The organism is Paenarthrobacter sp. PPS72, from assembly GCF_048537125.1.
GTDB lineage: Bacteria > Actinomycetota > Actinomycetes > Actinomycetales > Micrococcaceae > Arthrobacter > Arthrobacter nitroguajacolicus_E.
In genome coordinates, this window is record NZ_JBLYIE010000054.1 from 20390 (window position 1) to 46326 (window position 25937).

The following is a 25937-nucleotide window of genomic DNA, read 5'->3' on the forward strand; positions in this document are numbered from 1 at the left end:
TCCTAATCGAGTGAGAGGGCAGATCCCAGCTCGGTTTTCACTTTTCTGTTCCTGCGCGCGTAAGCAAACAGCGCGAGTCCCACGACCACGAGGGCAGTGGAGGCATAGGAGATGAGCATGTACAGGTAAACCACATTCCCGCTACCAAACCACTCGACGGGGTACGCTCCGGCGCGCAAGAGGGAGAGGGTGAAACCGCCGGCAATCATGCCTGAAGCCATCCGGCCTGTCCGGAGAGGGTTCTTCGTGGAGTCGAGGTACGCCGGCCGCACCAGGGGAAGGACAATGTAGGCCACGTAGAACAGCACTAACCAGGTGTTTATGCGAACGCTGGGCTGTGTGGCGAAGTCGAGCATCTGGGGGGATGAATACGGGGCGTCTGTGGCCACGACAGTCCATAGCAGGCCAGCGGAGACGAGGCCCAGCACAACGGTTCCGGGAGCGCCCACTGTCCAACGACGGGCAAAGGGGGATCCGTAGGCGACACTAAGGTGCCCGCCCAGAAAGGCGACGGCTACCAGTGCGCAGTACTTGGAGATGAGGTCGGTAGCGTTGGTGATCGGCATGATCGAATCCAGCGCGTAGTACACGGGCGGTACCAGCAGCAGATAAGCGGTGGTGAGAAAGATGCCCGACAAAGCGATTCTGCTCGCCTTTTCCCGCAAGGCGTGCTCAAACCCGGATGCGGGTGTATTTATACGCTTGAACGTAAGACTGCCCAGAAGGATGAGCATGAGCGTCACCGGGACGACACCTAGTGGATTCATCCCAGAAGCTCCGTCATCTTTTCCGCATACTCCTGGGCTTCCTTACGTTGTTTGACGCGCCGCTGCAGCAGGTTTATGCGGCCGGAGATTAGCTCGACAAGTGCATCGTCCGTGATTTCAAGCAGCTCGTCCTCCCTGGCGCGTGGTTGCCAGCCTGCCTCAGCCGGAAGCACGAGGCCGACGACCACCAGACCTGATGCGAAGGAAGTGCCTGCTGCCCTGGAGGCTGCTACCGCAAGCGGTGGGGTCAGTTTGTTTTCGGTGAGCTGCGTGAAGATGTATGTCAGGGCCATGCCAGTCTCTTCTGCCATGCGGTGCCTGATGTCGCCGGAGTCGATGGCGTCAATCCATGCCCGATTGGATCCCTCGTGCGGGAAGTCTATGAGCGGAATATGTTTCCGCAGATCCCGCGGGTAGTACTTCTTCGAGGTGCGGAATTGTAGCTCGGCCATGAGGTCTGCGTGGTGGACCTGGCTGAGCACTTCTGCCGGCGTGGGCTCAATCTGTCTGGTGTACATGTTCCTGTACGGGTCAAAGGCGGCAAGGGACTCCAGCACGTTCGCTCCGGACGCGCGAGCGACGGCAACGACCGTCGATTCTGCAACGTTTCCACGCCGCAGCTGGTTGCCCAACGTGCCTCGGTGCAGCCCCGTCAGAGCGCTCAGAGCGGCAGGGGAAGTGCTGATGGACTGAGCGTCCAGCCAGCTCTTGAACTCTGAGGCTGAGACAGGCACAAACACTCCTTGGATGGGGCAAACACGACAAGACGCGCACGATTGATTCTGCTAGAATGATCCCAATAGTTAAGCATCCGCAAATACTTAACCGTTGGTTTCAAATCCATCCTAGCTTTACGGCTGAGTTTAGCCGGGATGGGTTTTCCGTCCGGGGGACAAGCCTCGGAATAGCCCAGGGGAGGGGCGATATGCGAGTCACTATGCGGTGCAGGGGCGGGACTTACCTGTTCATCGGCTGCTGGTTTCGCGCCGACAGAATCAGGCGGTCGTCCTAATGGGTGTCGCTGCTGCTGGGGCAGCAACAGCCGTTGCAGGTAAGGCGTTTCGAAAAGTCGTCGTTCCTGTTGCCGCCGCTACCACCCTCGCCCTGGGCTTCGTTGTTGTGGTTCTTGACGATGGCGGAACGCCGGCTCAGGCCGCTTCTGCCTGTGCGGCACCTGGCACGTCAGCTGTATCCGCAGCATCAGCGGTCCCTGGCAGCACAGTGGCCGGGTTCGATGGTGAGCAGATGAAGAACGCGGCCGCGATCATGAAGGCTGCAGAGGATCTGAAACTGCCCGTGGCCGCACAGCTAATCGGTGTTCAGGCTGCCATTGGCGAGTCCACGCTGCGGGTCATTGATTTCGGTGACGGTGCTGGCCCGGACTCACGGGGGCTGTTCCAGCAGCGCGCAAATGGTTCGTGGGGTTCCTACGAAGACCGCATGGACCCCCACACCAGCGCTACAAACTTCTTCAAGGCTCTCCAGAACGTTCAGGGGTGGGAAAACCTTGAACCGACCATTGCCATCCACCGCACGCAGCGGAACGCGGATCCACACCACTACACCCGGTTCCGGGAACAGGCCACGCAGATCGTTAAGGCACTCGGCGGGGAGTCGGCTTCCATGGTGGACCCGTCCGGGGTGTGCCCGGTCGAGGGAAACCAGGTTGTCGGCGACATTGCCGGGAAGTGGGTCAAGCCCCTGCAGAAGGCTGTCATGACCAGCGGGTACGGCCCGCGGCCGGCCCCTCCCGGTACGGCCGGGGGAGTGCTGGCCAACTTCCACTACGGAATCGACTTCTCCACTCCTGGCCAGGCCGGGGTGATTGTGGCGATCACGGATCTGAAGATCGTGAAAATCAGAAACCTTGAAGGCCAGTTCGGAACCGGCATCACCGGCCAAACCCTGGACGGGAAGCTGACCATCGGGATGTACCACATGGAGGCCGGCTCTCTAAAGGTCAAGGAAGGCGACACCGTTGCCGCCGGAACCCCCCTCGGGACTGAAGGTGCGACCGGCAACGTCTTCGGCCGGCACCTGCATATGGAGTTTTACGCCGGGGCCCTGCCGAATCCGATGATCCCGATCAACGCCACCATCGACCCCACACCGATCCTCAAAGAGAAAGGCATCCTGTGATGCGCAGAACCGCACTCGCCCCGGCCCTGCTGGCCACCGCTGCCCTGCTGACGGCCTGCGCCGGGACCCCAGCCGCACAGACGACCACCACAGCGGCCGCGCCGGCCCCGACCATCACGGCGGATGCTGACGCGCACTCAGCCGGTGATGGCCACGGGCATGACGAGGCCTCCGAGCAGTACCACGGCCCTAACGTCACCTGGGATGCCGCCGCCGAGACGAGGGTCAAAGAGACCGCCGCGAAGGCCATGGTCCTGTTCGGCCGGCCTTCGGTGGAGGAGAAGACCTGGTTCAAGGATCTGGAACCGATGCTCGCGACCGAGTACAAGGAAGACGCCCGCTACATCGATCCGGCCCGTGTTCCGTTCTCCACCGTCACGGACGGTCCCGCGATCACCCGGGAGGCACAAAACCCCATGACGGTTACGGCGTCCTTCGACACCAACGCCGGGCCGTGGACGATGATGCTCCACCGCATCGGCCAGGACGATCCCTGGCTTGTCACGTCCATCAGCCCGGTGACTCCCCAGTGAGCACGCCCACCGCCGGTGCTGACGAGTTCGGCACAGCACCGCTGTTCACCGACCCGCTAACCGTCCCGGAACGGCACAGCCCGCAGGGCACGGCCGCAAGCAGTGTCCCGGTCCTGTTCCAGGAACCGGCACCAGAGATTTTCAGAAGTCAGAACCCCGAAAGGAAGACCCGATGAGCACCAACTGGTCAGGCGCCGAGCGGAAGTCACGCGCCCCCATCAGCCTGCTGAACCCCGAACCGTCGGCAGAAGATAACGCCGCAGAACCCGTCAAGGAAACCGCGACAGTGACCGTTGCTATCAGTGAGCCGGCACAGGCCCAGCAGGCGGCCGTGGAAGCTCAGGCGGCCCCTTTGGTCAGCGGCCGGCGCAGCGCATCAGTGCTGCAAAAAGACAACATGAACGATGAACTGCCACCGGCCACCGGTTGGCAGGCCTTCCTGCGGACCGTGACGTTCGGGCTGATCAAGCCCAAGGTCGGCGCAGCCGAGCTGGCCCGCCGCACCGACCTTTCCGCGATCCAACGGGTCTACTCCAGGCCCATGCGCATCATGGTCGCCCAGCCCCTGGGCGGGGTCGGCAAGACCATGTGCAGCGTGGGAATCGGATCAACCTTCGGGATCCACTCCGGCCAGCACGCCATCGTCTGGGACAACAACGAAATGATGGGCACCCTCGGTGTGCGGACCAACGCCAACGGCTCTACCCGCACCGTGTGGGACCTGCTGAACGTGCTGGAAAAGTTCGAAACCATCGAGGCCCGTAAAGGCGATTTCTCCTACTACACCCGCCACCAGGGCAAGAACCAGTTCTCCGTCCTGGCATCGGACGAAGACCCGGATCGGATGAAGTCCATCGGCGCGGAAGAATTCAACCGCATCCACACGGTGGTCAGCCGGTTCTACGACACCATCGTCCTGGACACCGGAAACAACACCCGCTCCGAAAACTGGCTGGCCTCTATCGACGTCACAGACCAGCTCGTGATCCCTGTCCGGCTCCAGCGAAACGCCGTCGTCTCGGCCCTGCGAATGATCGAACAGCTCGAATCCATGTCCGAGCGCCAGGGCAACCCGCACTACAAGAACCTCGTCGCCAACGCCGTCGTCGTCATCACCCAGGGCGGGGGCGCCAAAGTCTCGGCGACCGATCAAGCGGACCTCCGCGCCCAGCTCGAATCCACGGTGCGGTCCATCATCGATATCCCCTATGACGCGGCCTTGGACAACGGCTCAATCATCGATTGGCAGCTCGTGGGCGATCCCGCCCGCCGCGCCTTCGAACGCGTCACCGCAGAAATCGCCGCAGGCCTGCTCGAGGTAGACAACCGCAACGCCCACGCACGTATCCACACCACCAACCGATAGGAAACCCACACCATGTTCAAGAGCATCCTCACCAACGTCACCATCCCCGCGGCCGCAGATAACCCCCTGGACGGGGTGACCCCCAACATCAACGTCTTCGGAGTTCAGTTCCAAGGCGCGATCCAGCTGATCCTCGGCGGGCTCTGGGCACTGGTGCTGATCCTGGTCACCGCCGCTTTCCTGATGAACCTGGGCAAGTGGGGAATCGCACGGCAGCGCGGCCACTCGGACGACATTGCAGATGGCGCGGACGGTGCCAAGCGCAGCGGTGTCGCCTTCGCCGCCGTCGCCGGCGCCAGCGTCATCATCGGCGGCATCCTCGCACTGACTGCCGCAGCAGGAGCCTAGCCAACTGGTGGCACACTTCATCGTTGGCAGCTGTCTCCTACCGAAGAACGGAACCAGACCATGAGAACGAAATGGAAGCTACTGATCGCGATTGCCGCCGTCGTGGTGATCGTGGCAGTCGCCGTCGTCCTGATAAATCTCCGCCCCACGGAACAGGCTTCACAGCCCGAACCCACCGCTGGCACGGACATGGTCGCTGGCAAGCTCGGATTTCCAGTCTCCAAAATCAGCATCGGAGAAGGCGGAACCACAACGGCCGCCGACGGCAAAACGCCCATCGGCTACAACGGCACCTGCGACTCCGCCGCCCAAGCAGCAGCCAACTACACACCGGTCCTGCACGATGTGAACACTAAAACCTGGGAAGCCCAGAAAGCCACGATGAAGACGTTGGCCTCGGACGAAGCATGGATCAAGGATGCAGTTCTGCTTGGCGACACCTACACGACGGCGGCCGCGTCCGGAAGCTTCAAGAGCTTCGATGGCGGCTGGCTCGACCGCGTTGATGTCAAAGCTGGGGGCCTCTACCGGCTCGTTTCCTGCGAAGCCGAGAACCGCGCATTGATTCAGGTGGTTTATGGCGGTCTCCGCGGCGGTGAAGCAGAACCCGGTGGCTACTTCGGTACCGATTCCCTGGAACTCGTTTGGGACGGAGATTGGAAAATCTCTGACGCCCTGGTGCGTATTGATGACACAGAACTTGCCGACAAGTTCCCTGACCAAGGCCCTGCGGGCGGTCTCGTCGGCGCTGCAACCGGAGAGATGCCCACTCTCGATAACGGGCTGGTCGGCCGCTACTTCGAAAACCTGAGTAAAGAAGGCTGGGTGGAATATGCAAACGCTACGCGCTAGCAGCAGGATCCGCTTGACTGCCGCACTCCTCGCGCTCTTCTTGGGCTTCGGTGTTCTCACAGCCGGATCCGCTCAAGCAGCGGATGACATCAACGCCTCAGAAAAGTTGAATGCCGATCAATTGAAGCGGCTGGCGGGCTTGCCGGCAGACCAGCGCGACGGCATTCGTGACCGTCTCAACGGCGAACTCGCCAAGAACGTCTGTGGGCCTCAATTTCTCGGTGCAACGATGATCGGCCAGGACTGCACGGGAATGGCAACCCGCGCTTTCAACAGTTTTCTGGACACCCCCGAGAAATCCTTGGACTACCGACCTGCAGAAGGACAGCGCGAGTTTTGCTCATCGTTGGCGCGGGAAGGGGCACCGCCAGCTGCCTTGGGCATATGTGCGGTATCGAGCACATGGAACGAATTCGCCCCGCTTGCTGGCGCTGTGTTGCGTACAGCTGTTTCTACACAGCCTGGCGGGCAGTTTGTGCTGGGCGCGGTGGACACAGTGGCGTTTATCGCCAATGCCAAGGACGGGTTTGAGAAGTTTGCGAACTCGACCAAGGAAGCCGGAGTGACGGCCACGAACGAGGTTTTAGTGAACCTTTTGAAAGTCTCAGAGTTTCAGGTCGATGACGGCTTCCGAGACACCTGGTCAGTCTTTTCCGGCGTCGGGATCGTGTTGCTGGCACTGATGTTCTTCAAACTCTTCCGGGACTACTCGGATGAAAAAATCGATCCTGACGCCATGCGTGAATCGGTGATCTGGTACGCCCCACTCGCGGTTCTGCTGGCATTGTTCGGCCCGGTTCTGGGATACGTGGGCAACAACGCATTGGTTCAGGTTACTGATTCGATCAGCCCATGGACCTCAAACCAGATCGGGGACTTCGCCACAAGCATTTCCCGTTTCGCCTCGTATGAGTCCAGTGGCGTTTTCGGACCGCTGGCAGCTGTGCTGCTGTTCGGGTTGCTCTTCGTCGGGGCCTGGGCGCTCCTGGGGCTGTTCGCTCTGCAGCCACTCGCGCTGTCACTGCTGGGCGTAGGCATTGCGCTGATGATCGGCTTCATGATCCATCCCGAACACCGCGGCCGGGTTGCCAAGGCCGGTTCGCTGTGGCTGGGTATCGCTCTGTCGAAGCCGCTGATTCTGTTGATCATGGGTGCGCTGTTCAGCTTCATCTCGAACCGCCCCGCGTTCCAGGGCGAAGGTACCGGAGACGCCTTGGTGAACGCCTCCTCGGTGTTCATCGCAGCCGCCGCCATGGTCGTCCTCGCGTTCTCACCCGCGCTGCTGTTCAAATTCGTCCCGATACTGCCATCCTCGGCCAGTTCTTTGGGTGCTAACCGTCCCTCCATTGCCGGGGCGGCGATGGTGGCCGGGGCCGGTGCCGGGATCGGTGCGATGATCCGTCAGCGCCGCACCATGCAGGCACAGTCCGGCCCGGCCGGCGGTGGGCGCACCGGTGCCGCCGTCAGCGGGGCGGCAGCCCAGGTATCAGGCGGGCCTCGCTTTTCTGCCGGTCCTGACGGGGGTCTGACCGATGGTGCAGCCGGGGCCGGCGCGGCTACAGGCAGCGGCCGTCGAAGTGCCGGCGCCACCAGACAGGGGGCCGCCGCGATGGGAGCCCCTGGCCAGGATGCACCGGCTGCACCTGATACCCGCACCATTGCCCAGGCGCAGCGGGATGACCGGGCCGGTACTCCGGCCGGAAAAACTGCTGCCGCTGCCCGCAGCGGAGCGGCGAGTGTAGGACGAGGCTCAGCCAAGATTGCCGCCGGCGGGGCGACAGCGTTCCTGCTGGCCGGGCGTGAAGCATCACGGCAGGCCGCACTGCGCGGCCGTCAGGGCGTGAACTCGATGGTGCCTGATACCGATCACATCAGCGGACGGTAATGAGCAGTACGAAAGCAGGGGAGTAGGTCTGATGGGACGCATGGTTGTTGTCGGTGGTGAGGTTTCCCGCCGTGGTTTGTGGGGCGGGAACCGTACCGGTCCTGAGTGGATCGGGCTCAGCATTGCCCTGGTTTCGGGGATGGCGGCGATCATCACCACCGTGGCCGGCACGGAAGCAGCGGCGAGGAGCCCCTCGATGTGGTCCGCAATGTCGTCGTCGTGGATCGGGCTGTAAGGAGCCGGGTCCGACCGCAGCCGGATCGTCTCGCCGGCGGCGACCTTGTCCAAGTGCGTCACGGGAAGCCCGCCGCGGGGCCCGTACGAGGCGTTCATGCGCGCGATCACCACGGGCAGGCCGTACAGGCGTGCACAGAGCCGGGCGGTGCCCTCCTGGGCGACCTTGGTGACCCCATAGGTCGGGGTGGAGGGGTTGATCGGGTCCCCCAGCGGATCGGTTTCGGTGTACCGGTGCCACGGGTCCGGGTGCGGCCGGTAGACCCCGGTCGTGGACATCACCAGCGCCGACGCCGCCCTGCGGAAGTGCGAGAGCACCAAGCCCGTGCCGACCGCGTTGATGTCCAGTGCCTTACCGAAATCATCACCGCCGCCAAGGTACGCGGCTAGGTGCAGTACGTGGTCGAAGTCCTCCGGCAGCCCGGAAAAATCAGGGTTGACCAGGTCGACGGAGCAGGTCTTCACGCCGGCTTCCTGGAGTTCCCCGCGTACCTTTTCGTTGCCGAAGCGGGCGATGCCCCACACCTCGTTCTGCCCGGCCAGCTTCATACTGAGCGCCGAAGCAATCCGGCCCGAGGCCCCGGTGACGAGGATCTTTCTGTCCCTAAGTAGGTGTTGGGAAAGTGGGGCGAGCCTGTTGACTGCCGCGGCCGACGGGTTCAGCGTGGAGGCATGGAGGGCTCTTCCCCGCGTCCCTATCCTTCGGACCTGACCGATGACCAGTGGGCGCTGATTGCGCCGATGGTTCCGGTCAAGACCGGAGGCCGGCCGGCCAAGCATTCGAGGCGCCGGATCGTGGAGGCGATCCTGTACCTGAACCGGACCGGGTGTGCCTGGCGGATGCTGCCGCACGACTTCCCGCCCTGGGACACCGTCTACTGGTACTTCAAGCGGTGGAACCGCGAGGGCATCACCGACCGGATCCACGACGCGCTGCGCGACGCGGCCCGCAACGATGCCGGGAAAGACCCGATGGCCTCGGCCGGCATCGTGGACGCCCAGACCGTCAAGGGCGCCGACACCGTCGGCCGCGATTCCCGCGGGTACTACGCGGGCAAGAAGACTAACGGGCGCAAGCGGCACATCGTGGTGGACACGATCGGGCTGCTGGTGGTCGTGCTGGTCACCGCCGCCAGCGTGCAGGACCGCGACGGCGGGCGCCGGGTGCTGGAAAAGGCCCGGATGAAAATGCCCTCGATCGTGCTCGTGTGGGCCGACGGCGGCTATGCCGGCAAACTGGTGGAGTTCGCACGCCTGCTGCTGCGGATCACCGTCGAGATCGTGGTGAAACCGGCCGGGCAGCACACCTTCGAGGTCCTGCCGCGACGCTGGGTCGTCGAGCGCACCCTGTCCTGGCTGGTCCGCTGCCGGCGCCTGGGACGGGACTACGAACGCCTCCCCGGACACGCCGAGGCCATGGTCAAATGGGCCATGATCGGGCTCATGGCCCGCCGGCTCGCTCCGGCCCCCGGGCGCCGGCCCTGGCAACCCGCCAAAGCGCCGTGACCCCTTTCCCAACACTTACTAAGACCATCGAACGCCACGCCACCGATTCGGCCGCCGCTTACGCCCAGTACATCGCCGCAGCACGCGAACAGCACACTCGCGATAGATGACTGCCCGAGGCCACCCGGTTGCCTTCTCTGACCAAGGGCCGCGTCCGGGGGTCCCTGCCAAAAGCNNACACTACACGCTCCTCGTCGGCAGCGTCAGATGTGTATAAGAGACAGGTCCCTGCCAAAAGCAGGGACCCCCGGACCCGGCCCGACTCGAACGGGCTGCCACCCTCTCCGCCATGGATGCGGTCATCCGGAGCCAGCGCACCTTGAGCGAGGTCGAATCCATTGACTCACACCCCACGTGCTCGATGCGGGCCGCCGGCTTCCATTCCTGCTGCCTACGATTGGGGCGCCCACGCAGGGCCCTACTCCCGGCCCACGAATACCCGCGCATGCCAGTTAATGTCCTGTTTCAACTAAGTTGGCGCAGTTTCACTTAAGTTGCCGCATTCATGCTTTTTGTCTCATCAAAGACGAGTGCAGCTTCAGTGCCGAAGCCCTAGCTAGCCGGAGCGGTGACGTTTTCGAGGACGACGGCCAGGCCCTGGCCCACGCCGATGCAGATCGCGGCGACGCCCCAGCGCTGCCCAGAGGCCTGCAGGGACCGGGCCAGGGTGCCCAGGATCCGGGCACCGGAGGCGCCCAGCGGGTGGCCCATGGCGATCGCGCCGCCGTGCCGGTTCACGATGGACGGGTCGATGCCCCAGGCGCTGATGCAGGCCAGGGACTGCGCGGCGAACGCCTCGTTCAATTCGACGGCGCCGACCTCGTCCCAGCCGATGCCGGCCCTGGCGAGGGCCTTGTTCGCCGCCTCCACCGGGGCGTAGCCGAAGAACTGCGGGTCGTTGGCGTGCGCGCCGCGCCCGGCGATCCGGGCCAGAGGCTCCAGCCCGAGCAGCCCGGCGGCGTTCTCGGACCCGATCCACGCCGCGGACGCGCCGTCCGAGAGCGGGGAGGCGTTTCCGGCGGTGACCGTCCCGCCGGCCTCGGCGCCCTCGGGCTCGTTCCGGAACACGGTCTTGAGGGCCGCGAGCTTTTCCGCGGTGGACCCGGGCCGGATGCCCTCGTCCCGGACCAGGTCCGTGCCGGGGACCACGGTGACGAGGTTGTCGTAGAACCCCTCGTCCCAGGCCGCGGCGGCCAGGTTGTGCGAGGCGGCGGCGAATTCGTCCTGCTGTTCACGGGCCACGGCGTATTTTTCGCGCAAACGCTCGGTGGCCTCGCCCAAAGAAATTGTCCACTCGGCGGGCATGGCCTTGTTCACCAGGCGCCAGCCCAGCGTGGTGGAGGCCAGGGTCAGGTCCCCGGCCGGGTAGGGCTTTTCGGTCTTGGGCAGCACCCACGGGGCCCGGGACATGGATTCGACCCCGCCGATGAGCATCAGCTCGGCGTCCCCGGTGCTGATCTGGCGGGAGGCGATAATCGCCGCGTCCAGCGAGGACCCGCACAGCCGGTTGACCGTGGTGCCCGGGATGGACACCGGCAGCCCGGCGAGCAGGGTGCCCATCCGGGCGACGTTGCGGTTTTCCTCCCCGGCGCCGTTGGCGTTGCCGAACACCACCTCATCGATCCGCTCCACATCCAGCTTCGGGGCACGCTTCACGGACTCGCCGATCACGTGCGCGGCCAGGTCATCCGGGCGGATCCCGGCGAGACTGCCGCCGAACTTGCCGAACGGTGTCCGCACGGCGTCATAGATATAGGCCTGGTTCACACTTTCCTCGTTTTCCTTTGAAGCCGCTTGCAGGCGCAGGTTGGCGCTGCCCGCCGTTGTTGAGGACGTCGGGCAGCGATTGCAGTGCGTGTTTAGGCCGTCGGGATCCGGATGAGTTTCTTGTTGGCAAATTCGTTGATCCCGTACTGGGCCAGTTCCCGTCCGACGCCCGAGCGCTTGACCCCGCCAAAGGGCAGGTCAGGGGCGCTGCGGCTGATGCTGTTGATCCAGACCATTCCGGTTTCCAGCTGGTCGGCGAGCTGCCGGGCGGCCTCGACGTCGGCGCTGTAGATGGAGCTCGAGAGGCCGAAGGGCGAGTCGTTGGCCAGGTCAACGGCAGCTTCGGGGGAATCCACCCGGTAGACGACTGCGGCCGGCCCGAAGATCTCTTCCGAGTAGGCCCGCATTTCCGGCGTAACACCGGTCAGGACGGTCGCCGGGTGGTAGGCGCCCGCTTCGTTCGGGGCGTCACCGCCGGTGACGGCGGTCGCACCCTTAGAGACGGCGTCCTGGACGAGTTCGGCGATTTCGTCGACAGCGGCCTGGGAAGACAACGGCCCGAAGGACGTCTGGGCATCCGTGGGGTCACCCGGGGTGATCTTGGACATGGCTTCAGTGTAGCGGCGCAGGAACTCGTCGTAGATGTCGCCGACAATGATGAAGCGCTTGGAGGCCGTGCAGGCCTGGCCGCCGTTGTACATCCGGCCCGCCACGGCGCCGGCGACGGCCTTGTCCAGGTCGGCATCCGGCAGGACGATGAACGGGTCGGAGCCGCCCAGTTCCAGCACATACTTCTTCAGATGGCGCCCGGCAACCTCCGCGACGGCGGATCCGGCCTTCTCGGAGCCGGTCAGGGAGACGCCCTGCACGCGCGGGTCGGCGATCATGGTGGCGATCTGGCCGCTGGTGGCGAAGGCGTTGATGTAGACACCGGCGGGCAGCCCGGCGTCGCGGAAGACAGCCTCGATGGCCAGGGCAGACTGCGGGCAGTTGCGTGAGTGCTTGAGGATCACGGTGTTGCCCAACACGATGTTGGGGGCGGCGAAGCGGGCGACCTGGTAGTAGGGGAAGTTCCAGGGCATGATGCCGACAAGCGGTCCAATAGGTTCGGTGCGGACGACGGCCGAGCCGGGGCCGCTGATCTCCAAGGGTTCATCGCGGAGGAAGCGTTCGGCGTTGTCGGCGTAGTAGGCGTAGATCGAGGCCACGAGGGCAACTTCACCGCGGGCCTCGGCGATAGGCTTGCCCATCTCCAGGGTCAGCAGCGCGGCAAGTTCCTCGGAGCGTTCCCGGTGCAGTTCGGCGATGCGGCTCAGTACTGCGGCCCGCTCCGCCAGCGGGGCGCAGCGCCAGGTGCGGTATTCCGTGAAGGAGCGCTTGAGTACATCCTGCACTTCCTCGTCGGTGAGGGTGGGGAACGCGGCAACGCGTTCTCCGGTTGCCGGGTTGATGGTCGCGTAGTTGCTCATGGTCCGGAACTCTTTCTGCGGGTACGGCCTTGTCTTAGCACTCACGATCCCAGCTTCCGGCTATGCCGTCCAATACTTATTAGTAGGGTGATCAATGATCATTATGGATCAATCGCCGTAACCCATTTCCCTAAAGGCCCATCTATGACTCAAAAGTAATAAGTTGACCAATGTTAGGTATTGGACGATGACTAATGAGTAATGCCACAGTGGGCGGGTGAAGACGATCCAGATCCACGACGCCGGCGCGACCGTCCACGTCGAACTCAACCGGCCGGAAGTCCGCAACGCCATAGACCGGCTCATGGTGGACGAGTTGCACACCGTCTGCGCCGATTTGGAGCGGAATCCCCGAATCCTCATCCTCTCCGGGGCGCACGTTGCCTCCGGGGGCATCTTTGCTTCCGGAGCGGACATCGCCCAGCTCCGCGAACGCCGCCGTGATGATGCGCTGGCCGGCATCAATTCGGGCCTCTTCCAGCGGATCGCCCGGCTGCCGATGCCGGTGATCGCAGCCATCGACGGCTTTGCGCTTGGCGGTGGTGCTGAACTGGCTTATGCGGCGGACTTCCGGATCGCCACAGCACGGGCAAAGATCGGCAATCCCGAAACCGGGCTCGGCATCCTCGCTGCCGCCGGCGCAGGCTGGCGCCTCGTGGAACTGGTGGGCGAGCCCCTGGCGAAGGAAATACTGCTCACCGGCAAAGTGCTCGACGGCGCAGAAGCGATGGCGGTTCGCCTCGTCACTGAACTGCATGAACCGGACCAACTGATTTCCGCGGCCTTCGCCCTCGCGGCCCGGATCGCGTCCCAGGATCCGCTTGCGGTCCGCCTCACCAAGAGTGTCCTCCACGCGCCCAGGTCCGCCCACCCGGCCATCGATGAACTCGCCCAGGGCATCCTCTTTGAATCAGAGGCAAAGTTTGAGCGGATGCAGGCATTTCTGGACCGAAAAAAACACAAAGGAACCACCAAATGACCAACTCCACCTCAATAAAAACCCCGGGCGTCCCCACAAAGGTAGGTGTTCTCGGCGGAGGCCGGATGGGTGCCGGCATCGCCCACGCCTTCCTGGTTTCCGGAGCGGAGGTCACCGTCGTCGAACGCGACACGGCGGCGGCCGCAGCGGCCCGGGACCGTGTCACCGGAACGCTGGCCAAGGCCATTGAGAGGGCGGCCGTGACGGAGGATCTGGGCTCGCTGCTCGGCCGGTTCGCCATCTCGACGGACGCCATGGACTTCGGCGGTGCGGGCCTTGTTGTCGAAGCCGTTCCGGAGGACTTCACGCTCAAGCAGGAAGCGCTGCTCAATGTTGAGCGCAGCCTTGGCGCGGACGCCTGGATTGCCACCAACACGTCCTCGCTGTCCGTCACCCGGCTGGCCGCCCCACTGAGCAGGCCGGAGCGGCTCTGCGGGCTGCACTTCTTCAACCCGGTCCCGGCGTCCACGCTTGTGGAAGTCGTGCTTGGCCCGCAGTCCGCCCCTGAACTTGCCGACGCCGCTACCGGCTGGGTTCGCGGGCTGGGCAAGACTCCAATCGTGGTCCACGATGCCCCAGGCTTCGCGAGTTCCCGTCTGGGCGTTGCACTTGCGCTGGAGGCCATGCGGATGCTGGAAGAGGGTGTGGCCAGTGCCCAGGACATCGACGCCGCCATGGAACTCGGTTACCGGCACGCCTCCGGACCGCTACGCACCACGGACATCGTCGGGCTGGACGTCCGCCTCGGAATCGCCGAATACCTGCATGAAACGCTCGGCGAGCGGTTCGCCCCGCCCCGGATCCTCCGCGACATGGTGGCGCGCGGCGAGCTTGGACGCAAGTCCGGCAAAGGGTTCTACGACTACTCCTGAACAGTGAGCCCAAGCAACCGAGCGTGATGTCAGTATGGCCAGGTAAGCGCGCTCTGTTGTTGATCCGGCCAATTATGTCTGTCGTGCAATAAAACCGCCATCAATAGGTATTGGACGGATAGCAATGCGGTCCGTCATGGTGGAGGAAGAGAACACTATGCGAGGAGCCCATTGATGGACAGCCAACACTCCGCCACCGCTGAGAGGTCGGTATTCGGCCGCAGTTCAGATGGCCCGCTCAGCGGCATCCTGATCGCAGATTTCGGCAGGGTGCTGGCCGGACCGTACTGCACCATGCTGCTGGCCGATCTCGGGGCGACCGTGATCAAGATCGAGAGCCCGGCCGGGGACGAGACCCGGGCGTGGCGCCCGCCCACCCGCGGCGATGACTCGACCTACTTCCTCTCGATCAACCGCAATAAGACCTCGATCAAGCTCGATCTCCGTGATGCGGACGACCGCAGGACCGCCCAGCGCATTGCGGAACGGGCCGACGTCGTGGTGGAAAACTTCAAACCGGGTGACTTGGTGCGCTACGGCCTGGACTATGACACCGTCGCGGCCACCAACAAGGACGTGGTCTACGCCTCAATCACCGGCTTCGGGACCACCGGCGGTGCACAGCTCCCAGGCTACGACCTGCTGATCCAGGCGCTGTCCGGGCTGATGGACCTCACCGGAGCGCCGGACACCGAGCCCTTCCGTTCCGGAGTTGCGGTGTTCGACGTCATCACCGGCCTGCATGCCTGCATCGGCATCCTCGCTGCCCTGCGGCACCGGGACCGCATCGGGGAAGGCCAGCTGGTGGAAATGAACCTGATGTCCTCCGCACTCTCCGGCATGGTGAACCAGACCGCAGCCGTGGTGCTGGGCGGGGTTGCCCCGGCCCGGCTGGGCAACGAGCATCCGAGCATCTACCCCTACGAGCCTTTCGACACCGGCGACGGGAAGCTGGTCATCGCCATTGGCAACGACGCCCAGTACCGCACCTTCTGCGCCACCATCGGCCGGCCGGAACTGGCCGTGGATCCGCGTTTCGAGCAGGCACCGCTGCGCAGCACCAACCGCACGGAACTGCGGCCGCTCCTGGTGGAATGCCTCTCGACCCGGACCGCCTCCGAATGGTTCGACATCCTCACCGACGCGAAGCTCCCGTGCGCACCGATCCAGGACCTGCACGCCGGGATCGCATTCGCCGAGCGGATCGGTCTGGAGCCCGTCGTGACGGTAGGGCACGGAGAGGGCACGCAGCCCGGGGTGCGCAACCCCATCCGGCTGTCCAAGACCCCCGTGAGCTACGACCTCACCCCGCCCGATCTGGACAGCGGCGCCGGGCTGGTCCGGGCCTGGCTCGGCGCGGACGAGCCCGTTTTGGCCGGCGCCCTTGCCGGCACTCCCACACGATCCCCTGAGGAGCACTGATGACCGCCGCCACGGACCTGTCCGTCAATTCCGATTTCTATGTAGTGGACGACTACCTCAATGACACCGACCGGGCACTGATCGCCCGTGTCCGTTCCTTCGTCGAACAAGACGTCACCCCCGTCATCAACGAATACTGGGAGAAGGCGGACTTCCCGTATCAGCTGGTGCCCAAGTTCGCGGAGCTGGGAATCATCGGCACAGCGATCCAGGGCTATGGCTGCCCGGGCCTGACCCGGCTGCAGACCGGCCTCGTCGCGATGGAACTCTCCCGCGGTGACGGCAGCATCAACACCTTCAACGCCGTCCATTCGGGACTGGCGATGGGCAGCATCAACCTGCTCGGCAGCGGCGAGCAGAAGCAACGCTGGCTCCCGGCGATGGCCAAACTGGAAAAGCTGGGCGCCTTCGCACTGACGGAACCGGAGCACGGCTCCGACTCCGTGGCCCTGGAAACCTCCGCGCGCCGGGACGGCGACCACTACGTCATCAACGGCTCCAAACGCTGGATCGGGCTGGGCCATGTGGCGGACCTCGTCATCATCTGGGCCCGGGACACCGCCGATGCGAAGGTGAAGGCGTTCGTTTTGGAAAAGAACGACGACGGCAGCTACCCCGCCGGGTACCACGCCGAGGCCATCACGGGAAAGATGGCAAAGCGGGCCGTCCAGCAGGCACAGATCGAGATCGACGGCCTGCGGATCCCCGCAGAAAACCTGCTGGCCAATTCCCGGTCCTTCCGCGACGTCGGAGCGGTGCTCAACACCACCCGCAGCACCGTGGCCTGGGAATCGCTCGGCCATGCCACCGCCGCCTACGAGATGGCGGTCAGATACGCCCGGGAACGGGTCCAGTTCGGCCGCCCGATTGCCAGCTACCAGCTCGTGCAGAATAAACTCGCCAACATGCTCGCGGACCTCACCGCCATGCAGCTGATCTGCTTCCGCACCGCGGCGCTTCAGGACGAGGGCCGGCTCAGCAATGAGCAGGCTTCCCTGGCCAAGATGTTCACCGGGGACAAGGCACGGACGCTGTGCCGGGATGCCCGGGACATGTTCGGCGGCAACGGAATCCTGCTGGAGCACCATGTGGCCCGCCACCTGACCGACATGGAAGTGGTCCACACCTACGAAGGCACCGATTCCATCCAGTCCCTGATCCTGGGGCGTGAGATCACCGGCATCTCGGCCTTCTCCTGACCTGTTCCGGCCGCGCTTCCGGCGGGGCTTGTAGTAACAAAAAAGCACGGTCGTCCGACGGGACGGCCGTGCTTTCTTGGCTTCTCAGCCTGGTGACCTTGTCCAGCTCGTACTCCAGAGGCGCGGAAGGAACGAGCCGACGCCATCCCTCAGTGCTAGTGCTTGATGAAGTGACCGGTCTAGCCTCATCGGGGCCGGGAAGAGGAGCCTGAAAGCCATAATTCATTTGTCATAGATGAGGGGAGCAATGTTACTTGATCCAGATATAATGAGGCCATGGAGATCAAGGACTTCAAAATATTCTTGGCGGTCGCCACGGAACTACATTTCGGGCGAGCCGCCAGCCGGCTCCATATGGCTCAGCCCCCGGTTAGCCGCGTGATAAAAGCATTCGAGCATGAACTTGGCGCTGAACTATTTAAACGCAGTACCCGCTCGGTCAGTCTTACGGCAGCAGGCGAAGCGCTTATTGGCCCCGCCCAACGGATACTTGCAGAGGTGGAACGAGTCAAGCAGGACGTCGCCGCGGCCGGCCGTGGAGAAGCCGGCCGCGTGAGGATTGCCTTCGCGGGTGCTTCCACCCACGTGATGGTCGGCCGCCTCGCTCGCGCCGCACGCTCCCGGCTTCCCGGCCTCGTGCTCGAACTCTCCAGCCAAAACTACGCACAGCCTGCCATGTCCCGCGTTCTGACGGGCGAGGTGGACATCGGTATTGGCCGCTGGGATCACATTCCCGCAGGCATCGAGACGCGAGTTCTGGTCAACGAGCAACTTATGCTCGCCGTGCCCAAAAACCATCCCCTCGCAGGCAGGCACAGCACCCCAGTCTCGGCCTTCGAAGACGAGCCGTTCGTCGTCCTGCCAGCCCATCCCGGGTCGGTCCTCACGGACCGCCTTTTCCGCCTCTGCCATGCAGCGGGATTCGAGCCCCGCATTGTTCAAGAAGCCCCGGACTCGTACACCGGACTGGCGCTTGTCTCAGCAGAGGTAGGGACAATGCTCACCATCTCCTCCGTGGCGGAGAATACCGATCACCATGGAGTTTCATTCATCCCTGTTTCCGACGAGATCGACGGCGTACAACTACGGATGGCTTGGAAGACGGACTCGCAAAATCCCGGACTCAAAACCATCCTCAGCCTGGCGGAAGAGGTTTTGCCTCAAGAACTGCCGGGAGCCTAAGTGTTCGCCTGCCATATTTCTACTATGGGGTCGGTGAACTCGGGAGTGTCTGTTTAACGGTGGATCCGCGGTTGGCATTTAGTTGATTCTTCCTTCGAAGGGGAAAAGCGAAGGCGTTCAGTGCCGGCTTCCATCGTGTGGCCCATCGTGCCCTGCCTTTGCCGGTGGGGTCCAGTGCCCGGGTGGCCAGGTAGGGGCATTTCAGGGCCTCCTACCCGGTGGGGAAATGTCCCCGGGCCCGGACCGCGCGCCGGTAGCGGGCGTTGACGGATTCGATGGCGTTGGTGCTGCAGATGACCCGGCGGATTTCCACGTCGTAGTCCAGGAACGGCACGAACTCGCTCCAGGCGTTTCCCACAGCCGGGTGATCGCCGGGTACTGCCTGCCCCATTTGCCGGAAAACTCCCCGAAGCGTTCCTTCGCCGCGGCTTCGGAGGGCGCGGTGTAGACCGGGCGCAGATCCCGGGACATTTCATCCCAGTACTGCCGGGCAGCATAGCGGAAGGTGTTGCGGATCAGGTGAACAATGCAGGTCTGGACCACGGCGGGTTCCCACACGGTGGTGATGGCCTCCGGCAGCGGCTGCTCCTGCGGGCCGGGAACACGCTCTTGGACCGGGCAAGGAACAGGCTCAGCACCGTATTCTAGTTGCCGGGGCTGATGTCAGTGGTCAGAGCCCTGTCGTCCTCAAGGCGACCGGCTTCCCGGCGAACGCTGCCACACGCTCCGGACTCCTCCGGCCGCCAGAGCGTGTGCACGCCGATGTCGAGCAGCTTCCGCTCACCGACGTCGGTGATCACCCAGATGAATCCGTGGTCGGAAAACGTCATGTCAATCCAGCCGCCCCACAGTGCCCCGGTTTCGTGATCCCTCACAACGACGCGGTCGCCGCGGACCAGGGACAGGAAGATGTCGATTTCGCATTCCGTCAGCGACTCTTTCAACCCGGTTCTCCCCGGCCCGGCGTTCAGAGCCGCCGTGCGCAGCGAGCACCCGGCCCGGCGGGCAGCGGGACAGAGCAGATTAAACACGCTGCCGGCCGGCGCGCCGGAGAGATCCCTCTGCCGTCCGTTCATCGCGGCTCGTTCCCCCACTTTTCGAGTGTCACGCCCGGGGGAACGTTGCTGTCCAGGCGCGCTTCATAGCGGCCCGGTGCCAGCCGCGTGACAGAGATGCCGACTTGTTCAGCTACCGCCGCCGGCTTCAGGAAATCCACCGCTTTATCCAGGGCGGCGTCCAGTTCTTTTCGGGTGTGGACGGCGATGAGGAGACGTTCGGGTGGTGCGTGCATGGTGATGAGTCCTTATTCTCAGGGCGGTGATGAGTACTTCGGACACGCCAGATGTTCTGGCGTCGTGGGGAGGAGCGGCAGCCTGCCGGCATGGTCCGGGCTGAAATCCAGGCGGGCGGCCGGTCCGGCGGAACTTAGGAGACCAGGCTTCCGGCAGAAGAAGGGGCCGGATTCGGGGACGCTGGAGAACGGCGGCGATTTGCTTCCGACAGTCCAAGGATGGTGGCTTCAATATCTTCTAGGGATTGCCGGATCCATGCGAGGGCGGCCAGGTCCTCGGAGCCTTGAGCCGGGTCACTCGATGACGCCTCCAGGAGCGCAACCCGGCGGCTGATCCTGCCGGAAATTTCGAGGATCAACGGTTGGATCAGGGCTTGGGACTCGTCCCGCGATGGGTGCGCGAACGCTTCCTTCCGGCGCCCCGGTAGGTGGCGGTGAGGGGCAGACGGGAGGAATTAGTGGTCATCGGTCTGTCCTTCGGGTTGTTCAGGGTCCGTGGTCCTTTCGCGACGTGCTCCCGGTACGCCAAGGGGAGTTCCGGGCGGGTTCGTCCCGCTGCAGATCATCCGCGCCGCAGGCACACCGTCCGCCACCGGAATGGGCCTGCGGCGCGGACGATCTACGGCTCTGCAAGCCCGGGCGCACCTCCCGGTCAACACGGCCAAATACGAAACGGCAACTTCCAAGGCCACGTTCTCCGCGCCCCGGTGGCCCGGTCTTCGGTCTAAACAACACCGACCGCCAGTGCCTCTGCCGGGCCTCCAGCCCAACCATGCTTAACTGCGAAGGGCCCCATTTCGGGTCGTGGAATGCGTCCAACAGGGGATGGCTTCGGATAGCTCGTCGGGGTTGCGTTGGCTTAGCTTGGCGGGGACCGCGTCGCGATTGCGGTCCACGATTCCATGATGGGCTGGTGCATGGGAGTGGCGGCCACTTGGAAAAGCGGCCGCCACATCCGCAGCGACTGTTCGAGTGCACTGGCGAGGGCCCGCGGTCACCGTGCAGACCGCGGGCCCCATTTATCCGTGCCTCAATACGGGGCTGTCACTAGGAACAAAACCACCGATCCACGGCCGAGATTGGTTACTGGTGTGCTGGTTCGACTTCTCGGGCAAGGTCTTCCGCATCGTTCCTCTGCGGCGCAACTGCTACACAAATGAAGTTGAGTGCGCACATCGCAAGCAGCAACAAGATAACCGGCCAGATACTCCCGGTTGCCTGGAGCAGCATCGCCGAGACGAGAGGTGAAAGTCCACCGAAGATTGCACCAGCCGTTTGATAGGAAAGCGAAACACTCGTGTAGCGCGCAGTTGGCGGAAACATTTGGGCCAGCATGGTGGCTGCGGGCCCGTAAATACTGGATATCGCGACACGCATGAGTATAAACACGGCAAAGATCGCGGTTTCATTTCCCCAGTCGAAGACGAGAAACTGCGGTACCGCCAAGATCGCCATGCCGATAACCCCAAATTTTACAACCCGGATTCTTCCAAATCGGTCTCCGAAATGTGCGGCGATGAAGGTGAACGCAAGTTCAACAAGGGAGGCGGCAGACAGTGCGCTCAGGATCAATGTCTCTGAGGCACCGATCTCCGGTCCTGTGGCATATGCCGTAACGAAGGTAGTTACAAGGTATTAGCCACCGATAACCGCCGGCAGAGTTCCAATCCCCAGGAGGATCGTGCGCCAGTTCTTGCCGACCGCTTCCCGGAGTGGCGATTTTTGCTGGCCGGTGGCATTGCTCCGTTCTGCTTTCTCGTAGACCGGGGATTCCTGGACACCAATGCGAATAAGAATTCCGACCAGAATTAGCAGGGCGGAAGCGAGGAATGGCAGGCGCCACCCCCACTCGAGCAGGAACTCTTTGCCGTTCAACGTCAGAATGCTGAATGCCCCGGTGGCGAGCAGGGCGCCTGCAGGGTTGCCTGCTTGGACGATGCCTCCGTAGAAGGTTTTCTTTTCTTCCGGAGCGTGCTCGACTGCCATCAGTACTGCCCCACCCCATTCGCCTCCTACAGCCAATCCCTGGATGAAGCGCAGGATGACAAGCAGTACAGGGGCCAACGAACCTACCTGAGCATAAGTAGGCAGGAAACCGATCAGAAGGGTGGCGATGCCCATCATCGTCAGGGTGATTACGAGGGTGTTCTTCCGGCCAAAGCGATCTCCAATGTGGCCGAAAACGATTCCCCCCAAGGGCCGCGCGAAAAACCCAACAGCCAAGGTGGCAAAAGAAGCTACGATGCCGGTCAGCCTATCCCCTGTATCGGGGAAAAAGACCGTCCCGAACACGAGGGCTGCCGCAGTGGAATATACGTAAAAGTCATACCATTCTACGGTGGTACCTATAAATGAGCCTAAGGCGGCCCGACGAGCGCCAGACCCCTTCTTCTGAGGTGGTATCAACGAAACTTCTCCCTTGAAGTAAATGTGCGGTTAATCTGACAATGATCGAAGGCAGGTTGTGGCAGCGATATTTTCCACAGGTTTCCGGGCCCCTTATTACTGGCTGCGGTACCACTGGCACGCAAGTCCTGATGCTTGAAACGGGGCCTTAGTGCGCGAGGCCCTAGGCCAACCTGGCTAGGTTGGCCTAGGGGAATTCCCCAGAATCAGTGCCGACTCAGGACTGTGGAAAGCGAGTCGCGAATAGTGCTCACAATGAGCCTGAGCTCGTCCTGCGTCACGATAAACGGAGGTGAGATCATGAGGATGTCATTCGGAAGGTTCCTCAGGTGGACACCGCGGCGTTCCATCTCCGCCACCACTTCTACGCCGGAGATACCGGGTGCAAGATCAACGCCGCCCATCAGGCCAACGTAGCGAACGTCCTGGACGCCCGGGGTGCCGCGGAGCGACTCCAACTCCTGGGCCAGGATGGGTTCGAGCGAACGGACCCGTCCGAGAAGATCCTCCCGTTCAAGGATTTCAAGGTTCTTGAGCGCAACGGCCGCAGCCGTGGCGTGGCCGGAATAGGTGAGCCCCTGATGCAGAATCGGAGCGTCCTGACCCTCGAAGAACTGCTTCCAAATCTTCGGGGCGACGAGCACGCCGCCCAGCGGCATGTAACCGGACGTGATGCCCTTGGCAAAGGTGATCATGTCGGGCTGAATATCGAATCGCTCGGATGCGAACCATGTACCGAGACGCCCGAATCCGGTAATCACTTCATCGGCCACAACCAAGAAGTCATACTCCGCCGCGAGTTCCTTGATCCTTTTAAAGTAGCCGGCTGGTGGAGGCACAAGACCGCCTGTGCCCATTACTGGCTCTGCGATGAAAGCGGCAATGCGTTCGCCGCCGAAATCCCGGATGGTTTTCTCAACCAGGTCGATGTCGAAGGGATCAACGAGGAGTGTGTCTGGGATGAGCGGACCGGGTCCATGGCCAACCCTATTGAATTCGAGGCCCGCGACGCTGGTCCCAAAGGCATGAAGACCGTGATAGCTGTTGTGCCGGCTGACGATAGTCAACTTTTCAAACTTCTCTTGCAACTGCCAGTGCCGCCGGGCCAGTTTCAATGCCATGTCGACGGAATCGGACCCACCACTCGTGAGGATGACCTTCGGGTCGACGATAGGCGCAAGAGCTGCGATCTTTTCTGCCAGTTCAACTGCGCGGTCGTTGAGGTAACGGCCGAATACGTGCCAGGTTTCCAACTTTTTCATCTGCGCCGCTGCCACCTCGGCGATTTCCTCACGGCCGTGGCCCACGTTGGCATACCAAAGCCCGCCAGCCCCATCGAGGTAACGTTCGCCTTTGTCAGTCGTGATATAAGCCCCATGGGCCTCGACAATCACCGTTGGTTCGTTGGCGAGCACGGTTGGCATGTGAGCTTGGGCGCTCCACAGAGCCTGCTGTCTTGACATTTCTTCTCCTATAGATATTGGCGTGCAGCTCAGCGCGGCTGGCACTAGCTTCCCCACGAGCAGGCATAGAACGCGACTGCGTTGTAGAACGGCCCATGTCCGCTGCGCATGTGCTGCCCCCCACACCAGCTTCCTCTGTGCATCGATGACAAACAAATACCAAACCTGAAACAATTAATGTGGAACCAATCATAAATGGCCAGATCGCAGCGTTCCCGCCGCCCGCCGCCCTCATTGATGATTTGTTTGACATCAGTCAAGGACCCTTTGGTATTGGACTGAGCCGTAATCTAGGTGGAAGAGTAGCGCCTGAAGACTCGTCAATCTTTCACGGTGAGGTGAGCGATACACGCCATGAGACACCGAACCCGTCGTTGTCTTCCAACCACTTTCCACTCTCAGAAAGCATCGGCATGATCATCTCCGTTCCCAAAGAAATTAAAAACAATGAGTTCCGCGTGGCCATCACTGCTGCTGGCGTGCACGAGCTGAAGGCCAACGGCCACGAGATCCTCGTCCAGACCGGCGCGGGTGAAGGCTCCGGCATTCTGGATCAGGAGTATGTGCTCGCCGGCGCTGAGATTGTCCAGGACATCGACGCGCTCTGGGGCCGCGCAGACATGGTCCTCAAGGTCAAGGAGCCTGTAGCGGCGGAGTACCGTCATTTTCGCCAGGGTCTCACACTTTTCACGTACCTCCACCTGGCTGCTGAGCCTGATCTGACCGAAGCCCTCCTTTCATCCGGCGTCACGGCCGTCGCCTACGAAACCGTTCAAACCGGACGGTTCCTGCCCCTGCTTGCGCCTATGAGCGAGGTGGCAGGCAGGCTCGCCGTCCAGGTGGGCGCGAACTCACTCATGGCACCTGCAGGAGGCAAAGGTGTTCTGCTCGGCGGCGTACCGGGCGTGCGGCCGGCGAAGGTGACCGTCCTCGGTGCAGGTGTCGCAGGCACCAACGCCGCCGCCATGGCGCTGGGCCTGGGCGCGAACGTCACCATCCTGGACATCAATGTCAGTCGGTTGCGGGAACTGGATGCCCAGTACGGGGGCCGTCTCCAGACAGTGGCTTCCAACGGCTATGAAATCGAACGCTCAGTAGTCGAATCCGACCTGGTGATTGGCTCTGTGCTCATTCCGGGGGCAAAAGCCCCCAAGCTTGTCAGTAACGAACTGGTCTCCCGAATGAAACCGGGAAGTGTGCTGGTTGACATCGCAGTCGATCAGGGAGGCTGCTTCGAAGACAGCCGTCCCACCACGCATGAGTCCCCTACTTTCCAGGTGCACAACTGCGTTTTCTACTGTGTGGCCAACATGCCGGGGGCGGTTCCAAACACCTCCACCTATGCCCTCACCAACGTCACCCTCCCCTACGCTGTCGCTTTGGCGAACAAGGGTGTCAAGACCGCGCTGGCGCAGGATCCGGTCCTTGCGGCAGGCCTCAATGTGGCCGCAGGCAGGGTCGCCCACAAGTCCGTCAGCGACGCCCACGGGCTCGAGCTTGCCTCCTGGCAGGACCTGGTATCCGTGTAATCCATGTCCTGTGACTTGCCTCGGGGTGAATCCCTCCGGGGCCGGGCACGGGTCCATCAGGTAGAGGTGAGGGCATAAGTGGCATTTCACTTGCAGCGCGCGTGGCATCCCCTCGTTGGTCAACGAGTGGTAATCCGGCTTCACGGCGAAGTCGTACGGCACGGAACTGTCGACGCCGTTACGGGGGACGACCGGGTGCTGTGGCTCGATTCAGAGGGGGCCGAACCACGGCGGCTCTTTGAGAGGTCGGAGGGTTTTGACGTAGGGCCGGACGACGCCGTCACCCAGGGGGCTTCAGGACCCCACCGGCTGTGACTCTCTCATGAAGCCCATGTCTCCCAGCGGCAATGAATTGGTCAAAACTATTTCCGCGGGAATCGGAAGGCAGAACCGGCTCGTAGCGGAAATACCTACAGGCGAACCGCCTGGGGTACTAGTTACCTGGTACTGTCCTCGGTCATACAAGGTCGAAATAAGCGCCCGTATTCCCCCTGGGCTGATCTACGAATGTCTGGCCGACGACCACGTGCGGTTGCTCGACGGAACTGCTCTGCAGCAAGCAGGCAAATAGTTTCGATCCGCAAGGTTGAGACGAGTTATCTCATCCACTTCTACTCGTCCCACTCGACTGGCAGCGGGACGTGTTGAAGTGGGACGAGTAGCACTACGGCTAGATTTATGGCGTGAGTTCTATTGTTGAAGAAGCCATTGAGGTGCTTTATGCGGCG

Annotated in this window: 22 protein-coding genes and 3 pseudogenes; 14 read left to right on the forward strand and 11 right to left on the reverse strand. The window is 62.9% G+C overall.

What is annotated here, in order from left to right; translation table 11 throughout:
* Nucleotides 1-2 precede the first annotated feature (2 nt).
* Together ACLRGI_RS19375 and ACLRGI_RS19380 are read right to left on the reverse strand one after the other, a co-directional pair.
* Nucleotides 3-767: a hypothetical protein gene (locus ACLRGI_RS19375; protein WP_253033877.1), complete on the reverse strand. Its 765-nt coding sequence runs from the start codon at nucleotides 765-767 to the stop codon at nucleotides 3-5.
* Entirely contained in the window at nucleotides 764-1501 is a 738-nt protein-coding gene (locus ACLRGI_RS19380; protein WP_253033876.1) for a hypothetical protein, read from the reverse strand. The genes ACLRGI_RS19375 and ACLRGI_RS19380 overlap by 4 nt, the downstream gene beginning before the upstream one ends.
* 277 nt (nucleotides 1502-1778) lie before the next feature.
* On the opposite strand from ACLRGI_RS19380, the gene ACLRGI_RS19385 reads away from it, so the two are divergent.
* From ACLRGI_RS19385 to ACLRGI_RS19410, 6 genes are all read left to right on the forward strand, one after another.
* Nucleotides 1779-2906, forward strand: a complete 1128-nt coding sequence (locus ACLRGI_RS19385; protein WP_253033875.1) for a M23 family metallopeptidase — start codon at nucleotides 1779-1781, stop codon at nucleotides 2904-2906.
* Nucleotides 2906-3439 (forward strand): hypothetical protein, encoded by a 534-nt coding sequence (locus tag ACLRGI_RS19390; protein ID WP_253033874.1) that lies wholly within the window; start codon nucleotides 2906-2908, stop codon nucleotides 3437-3439. Before ACLRGI_RS19385 ends, ACLRGI_RS19390 begins: the two co-directional genes overlap by 1 nt.
* Before the next feature lie 172 nt (nucleotides 3440-3611).
* On the forward strand, nucleotides 3612-4805 hold the full coding sequence (locus ACLRGI_RS19395) for a MinD/ParA family ATP-binding protein (protein WP_253033873.1): 1194 nt from the start codon (nucleotides 3612-3614) through the stop codon (nucleotides 4803-4805).
* A gap of 12 nt (nucleotides 4806-4817) precedes the next feature.
* Complete coding sequence (locus ACLRGI_RS19400; protein WP_253033872.1) at nucleotides 4818-5153, forward strand: hypothetical protein; 336 nt, start codon at nucleotides 4818-4820, stop codon at nucleotides 5151-5153.
* 60 nt (nucleotides 5154-5213) lie between these two features.
* Nucleotides 5214-6005, forward strand: a complete 792-nt coding sequence (locus ACLRGI_RS19405; protein WP_253033871.1) for a hypothetical protein — start codon at nucleotides 5214-5216, stop codon at nucleotides 6003-6005.
* A 13-nt stretch (nucleotides 6006-6018) separates the two neighbouring features.
* Entirely contained in the window at nucleotides 6019-7890 is a 1872-nt protein-coding gene (locus ACLRGI_RS19410; protein ID WP_253033870.1) for a hypothetical protein, read from the forward strand.
* Here ACLRGI_RS19410 and ACLRGI_RS19415 read toward each other — a convergent pair.
* Nucleotides 7813-8904 carry an NAD-dependent epimerase/dehydratase family protein gene (locus tag ACLRGI_RS19415; protein ID WP_263661262.1) on the reverse strand — a complete coding sequence of 364 codons (1092 nt, stop codon included), beginning with the start codon at nucleotides 8902-8904 and terminating at the stop codon, nucleotides 7813-7815. The genes ACLRGI_RS19410 and ACLRGI_RS19415 overlap by 78 nt on opposite strands.
* On the opposite strand from ACLRGI_RS19415, the gene ACLRGI_RS19420 reads away from it, so the two are divergent.
* On the forward strand, nucleotides 8797-9630 hold the full coding sequence (locus tag ACLRGI_RS19420) for an IS5 family transposase (protein WP_253033868.1): 834 nt from the start codon (nucleotides 8797-8799) through the stop codon (nucleotides 9628-9630). The genes ACLRGI_RS19415 and ACLRGI_RS19420 overlap by 108 nt on opposite strands.
* A 552-nt stretch (nucleotides 9631-10182) precedes the next feature.
* Here the strand turns inward: ACLRGI_RS19420 and ACLRGI_RS19425 are convergent.
* The gene (locus tag ACLRGI_RS19425; protein WP_253033867.1) at nucleotides 10183-11397 is read right to left on the reverse strand and encodes a thiolase family protein; all 1215 of its coding nucleotides are present in this window, start codon (nucleotides 11395-11397) and stop codon (nucleotides 10183-10185) included.
* A gap of 92 nt (nucleotides 11398-11489) precedes the next feature.
* Entirely contained in the window at nucleotides 11490-12911 is a 1422-nt protein-coding gene (locus tag ACLRGI_RS19430; protein WP_342451805.1) for an NAD-dependent succinate-semialdehyde dehydrogenase, read from the reverse strand.
* 172 nt (nucleotides 12912-13083) lie between these two features.
* On the opposite strand from ACLRGI_RS19430, the gene ACLRGI_RS19435 reads away from it, so the two are divergent.
* From ACLRGI_RS19435 to ACLRGI_RS19460, 6 genes and pseudogenes are all read left to right on the forward strand, one after another.
* Complete coding sequence (locus ACLRGI_RS19435) at nucleotides 13084-13845, forward strand: enoyl-CoA hydratase/isomerase family protein (RefSeq protein ID WP_253033910.1); 762 nt, start codon at nucleotides 13084-13086, stop codon at nucleotides 13843-13845.
* Nucleotides 13842-14717, forward strand: coding sequence for a 3-hydroxyacyl-CoA dehydrogenase family protein (locus tag ACLRGI_RS19440; protein WP_253033909.1), 876 nt, complete (start codon nucleotides 13842-13844; stop codon nucleotides 14715-14717). The genes ACLRGI_RS19435 and ACLRGI_RS19440 overlap by 4 nt, the downstream gene beginning before the upstream one ends.
* Before the next feature lie 174 nt (nucleotides 14718-14891).
* Nucleotides 14892-16139, forward strand: coding sequence for a CaiB/BaiF CoA transferase family protein (locus tag ACLRGI_RS19445; RefSeq protein WP_253033908.1), 1248 nt, complete (start codon nucleotides 14892-14894; stop codon nucleotides 16137-16139).
* On the forward strand, nucleotides 16139-17338 hold the full coding sequence (locus ACLRGI_RS19450) for an acyl-CoA dehydrogenase family protein (protein WP_253033907.1): 1200 nt from the start codon (nucleotides 16139-16141) through the stop codon (nucleotides 17336-17338). The genes ACLRGI_RS19445 and ACLRGI_RS19450 overlap by 1 nt, the downstream gene beginning before the upstream one ends.
* Before the next feature lie 276 nt (nucleotides 17339-17614).
* Nucleotides 17615-17788 (forward strand): annotated as a pseudogene (locus ACLRGI_RS19455) (LysR family transcriptional regulator); the annotation flags it as partial.
* 48 nt (nucleotides 17789-17836) lie between these two features.
* Complete coding sequence (locus ACLRGI_RS19460) at nucleotides 17837-18520, forward strand: LysR family substrate-binding domain-containing protein (RefSeq protein WP_253033915.1); 684 nt, start codon at nucleotides 17837-17839, stop codon at nucleotides 18518-18520.
* 78 nt (nucleotides 18521-18598) lie between these two features.
* Here the strand turns inward: ACLRGI_RS19460 and ACLRGI_RS19465 are convergent.
* From ACLRGI_RS19465 to ACLRGI_RS19490, 6 genes and pseudogenes are all read right to left on the reverse strand, one after another.
* Nucleotides 18599-19099 (reverse strand): annotated as a pseudogene (locus ACLRGI_RS19465) (transposase); the annotation flags it as partial.
* Nucleotides 19100-19164: 65 nt separating this feature from the next.
* Entirely contained in the window at nucleotides 19165-19614 is a 450-nt protein-coding gene (locus ACLRGI_RS19470) for a hypothetical protein (RefSeq protein ID WP_253033906.1), read from the reverse strand.
* Nucleotides 19593-19811, reverse strand: a complete 219-nt coding sequence (locus tag ACLRGI_RS19475) for a hypothetical protein (RefSeq protein WP_253033905.1) — start codon at nucleotides 19809-19811, stop codon at nucleotides 19593-19595. The genes ACLRGI_RS19470 and ACLRGI_RS19475 overlap by 22 nt, the downstream gene beginning before the upstream one ends.
* 1083 nt (nucleotides 19812-20894) lie before the next feature.
* Nucleotides 20895-21407, reverse strand: a pseudogene (locus tag ACLRGI_RS19480) (MFS transporter); the annotation flags it as partial.
* Between the two features lie 39 nt (nucleotides 21408-21446).
* Nucleotides 21447-22217, reverse strand: a complete 771-nt coding sequence (locus tag ACLRGI_RS19485) for an MFS transporter (protein WP_263661286.1) — start codon at nucleotides 22215-22217, stop codon at nucleotides 21447-21449.
* Between the two features lie 206 nt (nucleotides 22218-22423).
* The gene (locus ACLRGI_RS19490; RefSeq protein WP_253033902.1) at nucleotides 22424-23680 is read right to left on the reverse strand and encodes an aminotransferase family protein; all 1257 of its coding nucleotides are present in this window, start codon (nucleotides 23678-23680) and stop codon (nucleotides 22424-22426) included.
* Between the two features lie 413 nt (nucleotides 23681-24093).
* Here ACLRGI_RS19490 and ald point away from each other — a divergent pair, with 413 nt between their 5' ends.
* A complete protein-coding gene (gene ald, locus ACLRGI_RS19495; RefSeq protein ID WP_253033914.1) occupies nucleotides 24094-25209 on the forward strand; it encodes an alanine dehydrogenase in 1116 nt (371 codons plus the stop codon).
* The last annotated feature ends 728 nt before the right edge of the window (nucleotides 25210-25937 follow it).

Excerpts from the sequence above, each read along its gene's own strand:
- ACLRGI_RS19475 (WP_253033905.1), bottom strand. The coding sequence starts at position 19,811 with ATGCACGCACCACCCGAACGTCTCCTCATCGCCGTCCACACCCGAAAA.
- ACLRGI_RS19385 (WP_253033875.1), top strand. The coding sequence starts at position 1,779 with ATGGGTGTCGCTGCTGCTGGGGCAGCAACAGCCGTTGCAGGTAAGGCG.
- ACLRGI_RS19420 (WP_253033868.1), top strand. The coding sequence starts at position 8,797 with ATGGAGGGCTCTTCCCCGCGTCCCTATCCTTCGGACCTGACCGATGAC.
- ACLRGI_RS19415 (WP_263661262.1), bottom strand. The coding sequence starts at position 8,904 with ATGCTTGGCCGGCCGGCCTCCGGTCTTGACCGGAACCATCGGCGCAAT.
- ACLRGI_RS19390 (WP_253033874.1), top strand. The coding sequence starts at position 2,906 with ATGCGCAGAACCGCACTCGCCCCGGCCCTGCTGGCCACCGCTGCCCTG.
- ACLRGI_RS19395 (WP_253033873.1), top strand. The coding sequence starts at position 3,612 with ATGAGCACCAACTGGTCAGGCGCCGAGCGGAAGTCACGCGCCCCCATC.
- ACLRGI_RS19375 (WP_253033877.1), bottom strand. The coding sequence starts at position 767 with ATGAATCCACTAGGTGTCGTCCCGGTGACGCTCATGCTCATCCTTCTG.
- ACLRGI_RS19490 (WP_253033902.1), bottom strand. The coding sequence starts at position 23,680 with ATGTCAAGACAGCAGGCTCTGTGGAGCGCCCAAGCTCACATGCCAACC.
- ACLRGI_RS19445 (WP_253033908.1), top strand. The coding sequence starts at position 14,892 with ATGGACAGCCAACACTCCGCCACCGCTGAGAGGTCGGTATTCGGCCGC.
- ald (WP_253033914.1), top strand. The coding sequence starts at position 24,094 with ATGATCATCTCCGTTCCCAAAGAAATTAAAAACAATGAGTTCCGCGTG.
- ACLRGI_RS19450 (WP_253033907.1), top strand. The coding sequence starts at position 16,139 with ATGACCGCCGCCACGGACCTGTCCGTCAATTCCGATTTCTATGTAGTG.
- ACLRGI_RS19440 (WP_253033909.1), top strand. The coding sequence starts at position 13,842 with ATGACCAACTCCACCTCAATAAAAACCCCGGGCGTCCCCACAAAGGTA.
- ACLRGI_RS19400 (WP_253033872.1), top strand. The coding sequence starts at position 4,818 with ATGTTCAAGAGCATCCTCACCAACGTCACCATCCCCGCGGCCGCAGAT.
- ACLRGI_RS19405 (WP_253033871.1), top strand. The coding sequence starts at position 5,214 with ATGAGAACGAAATGGAAGCTACTGATCGCGATTGCCGCCGTCGTGGTG.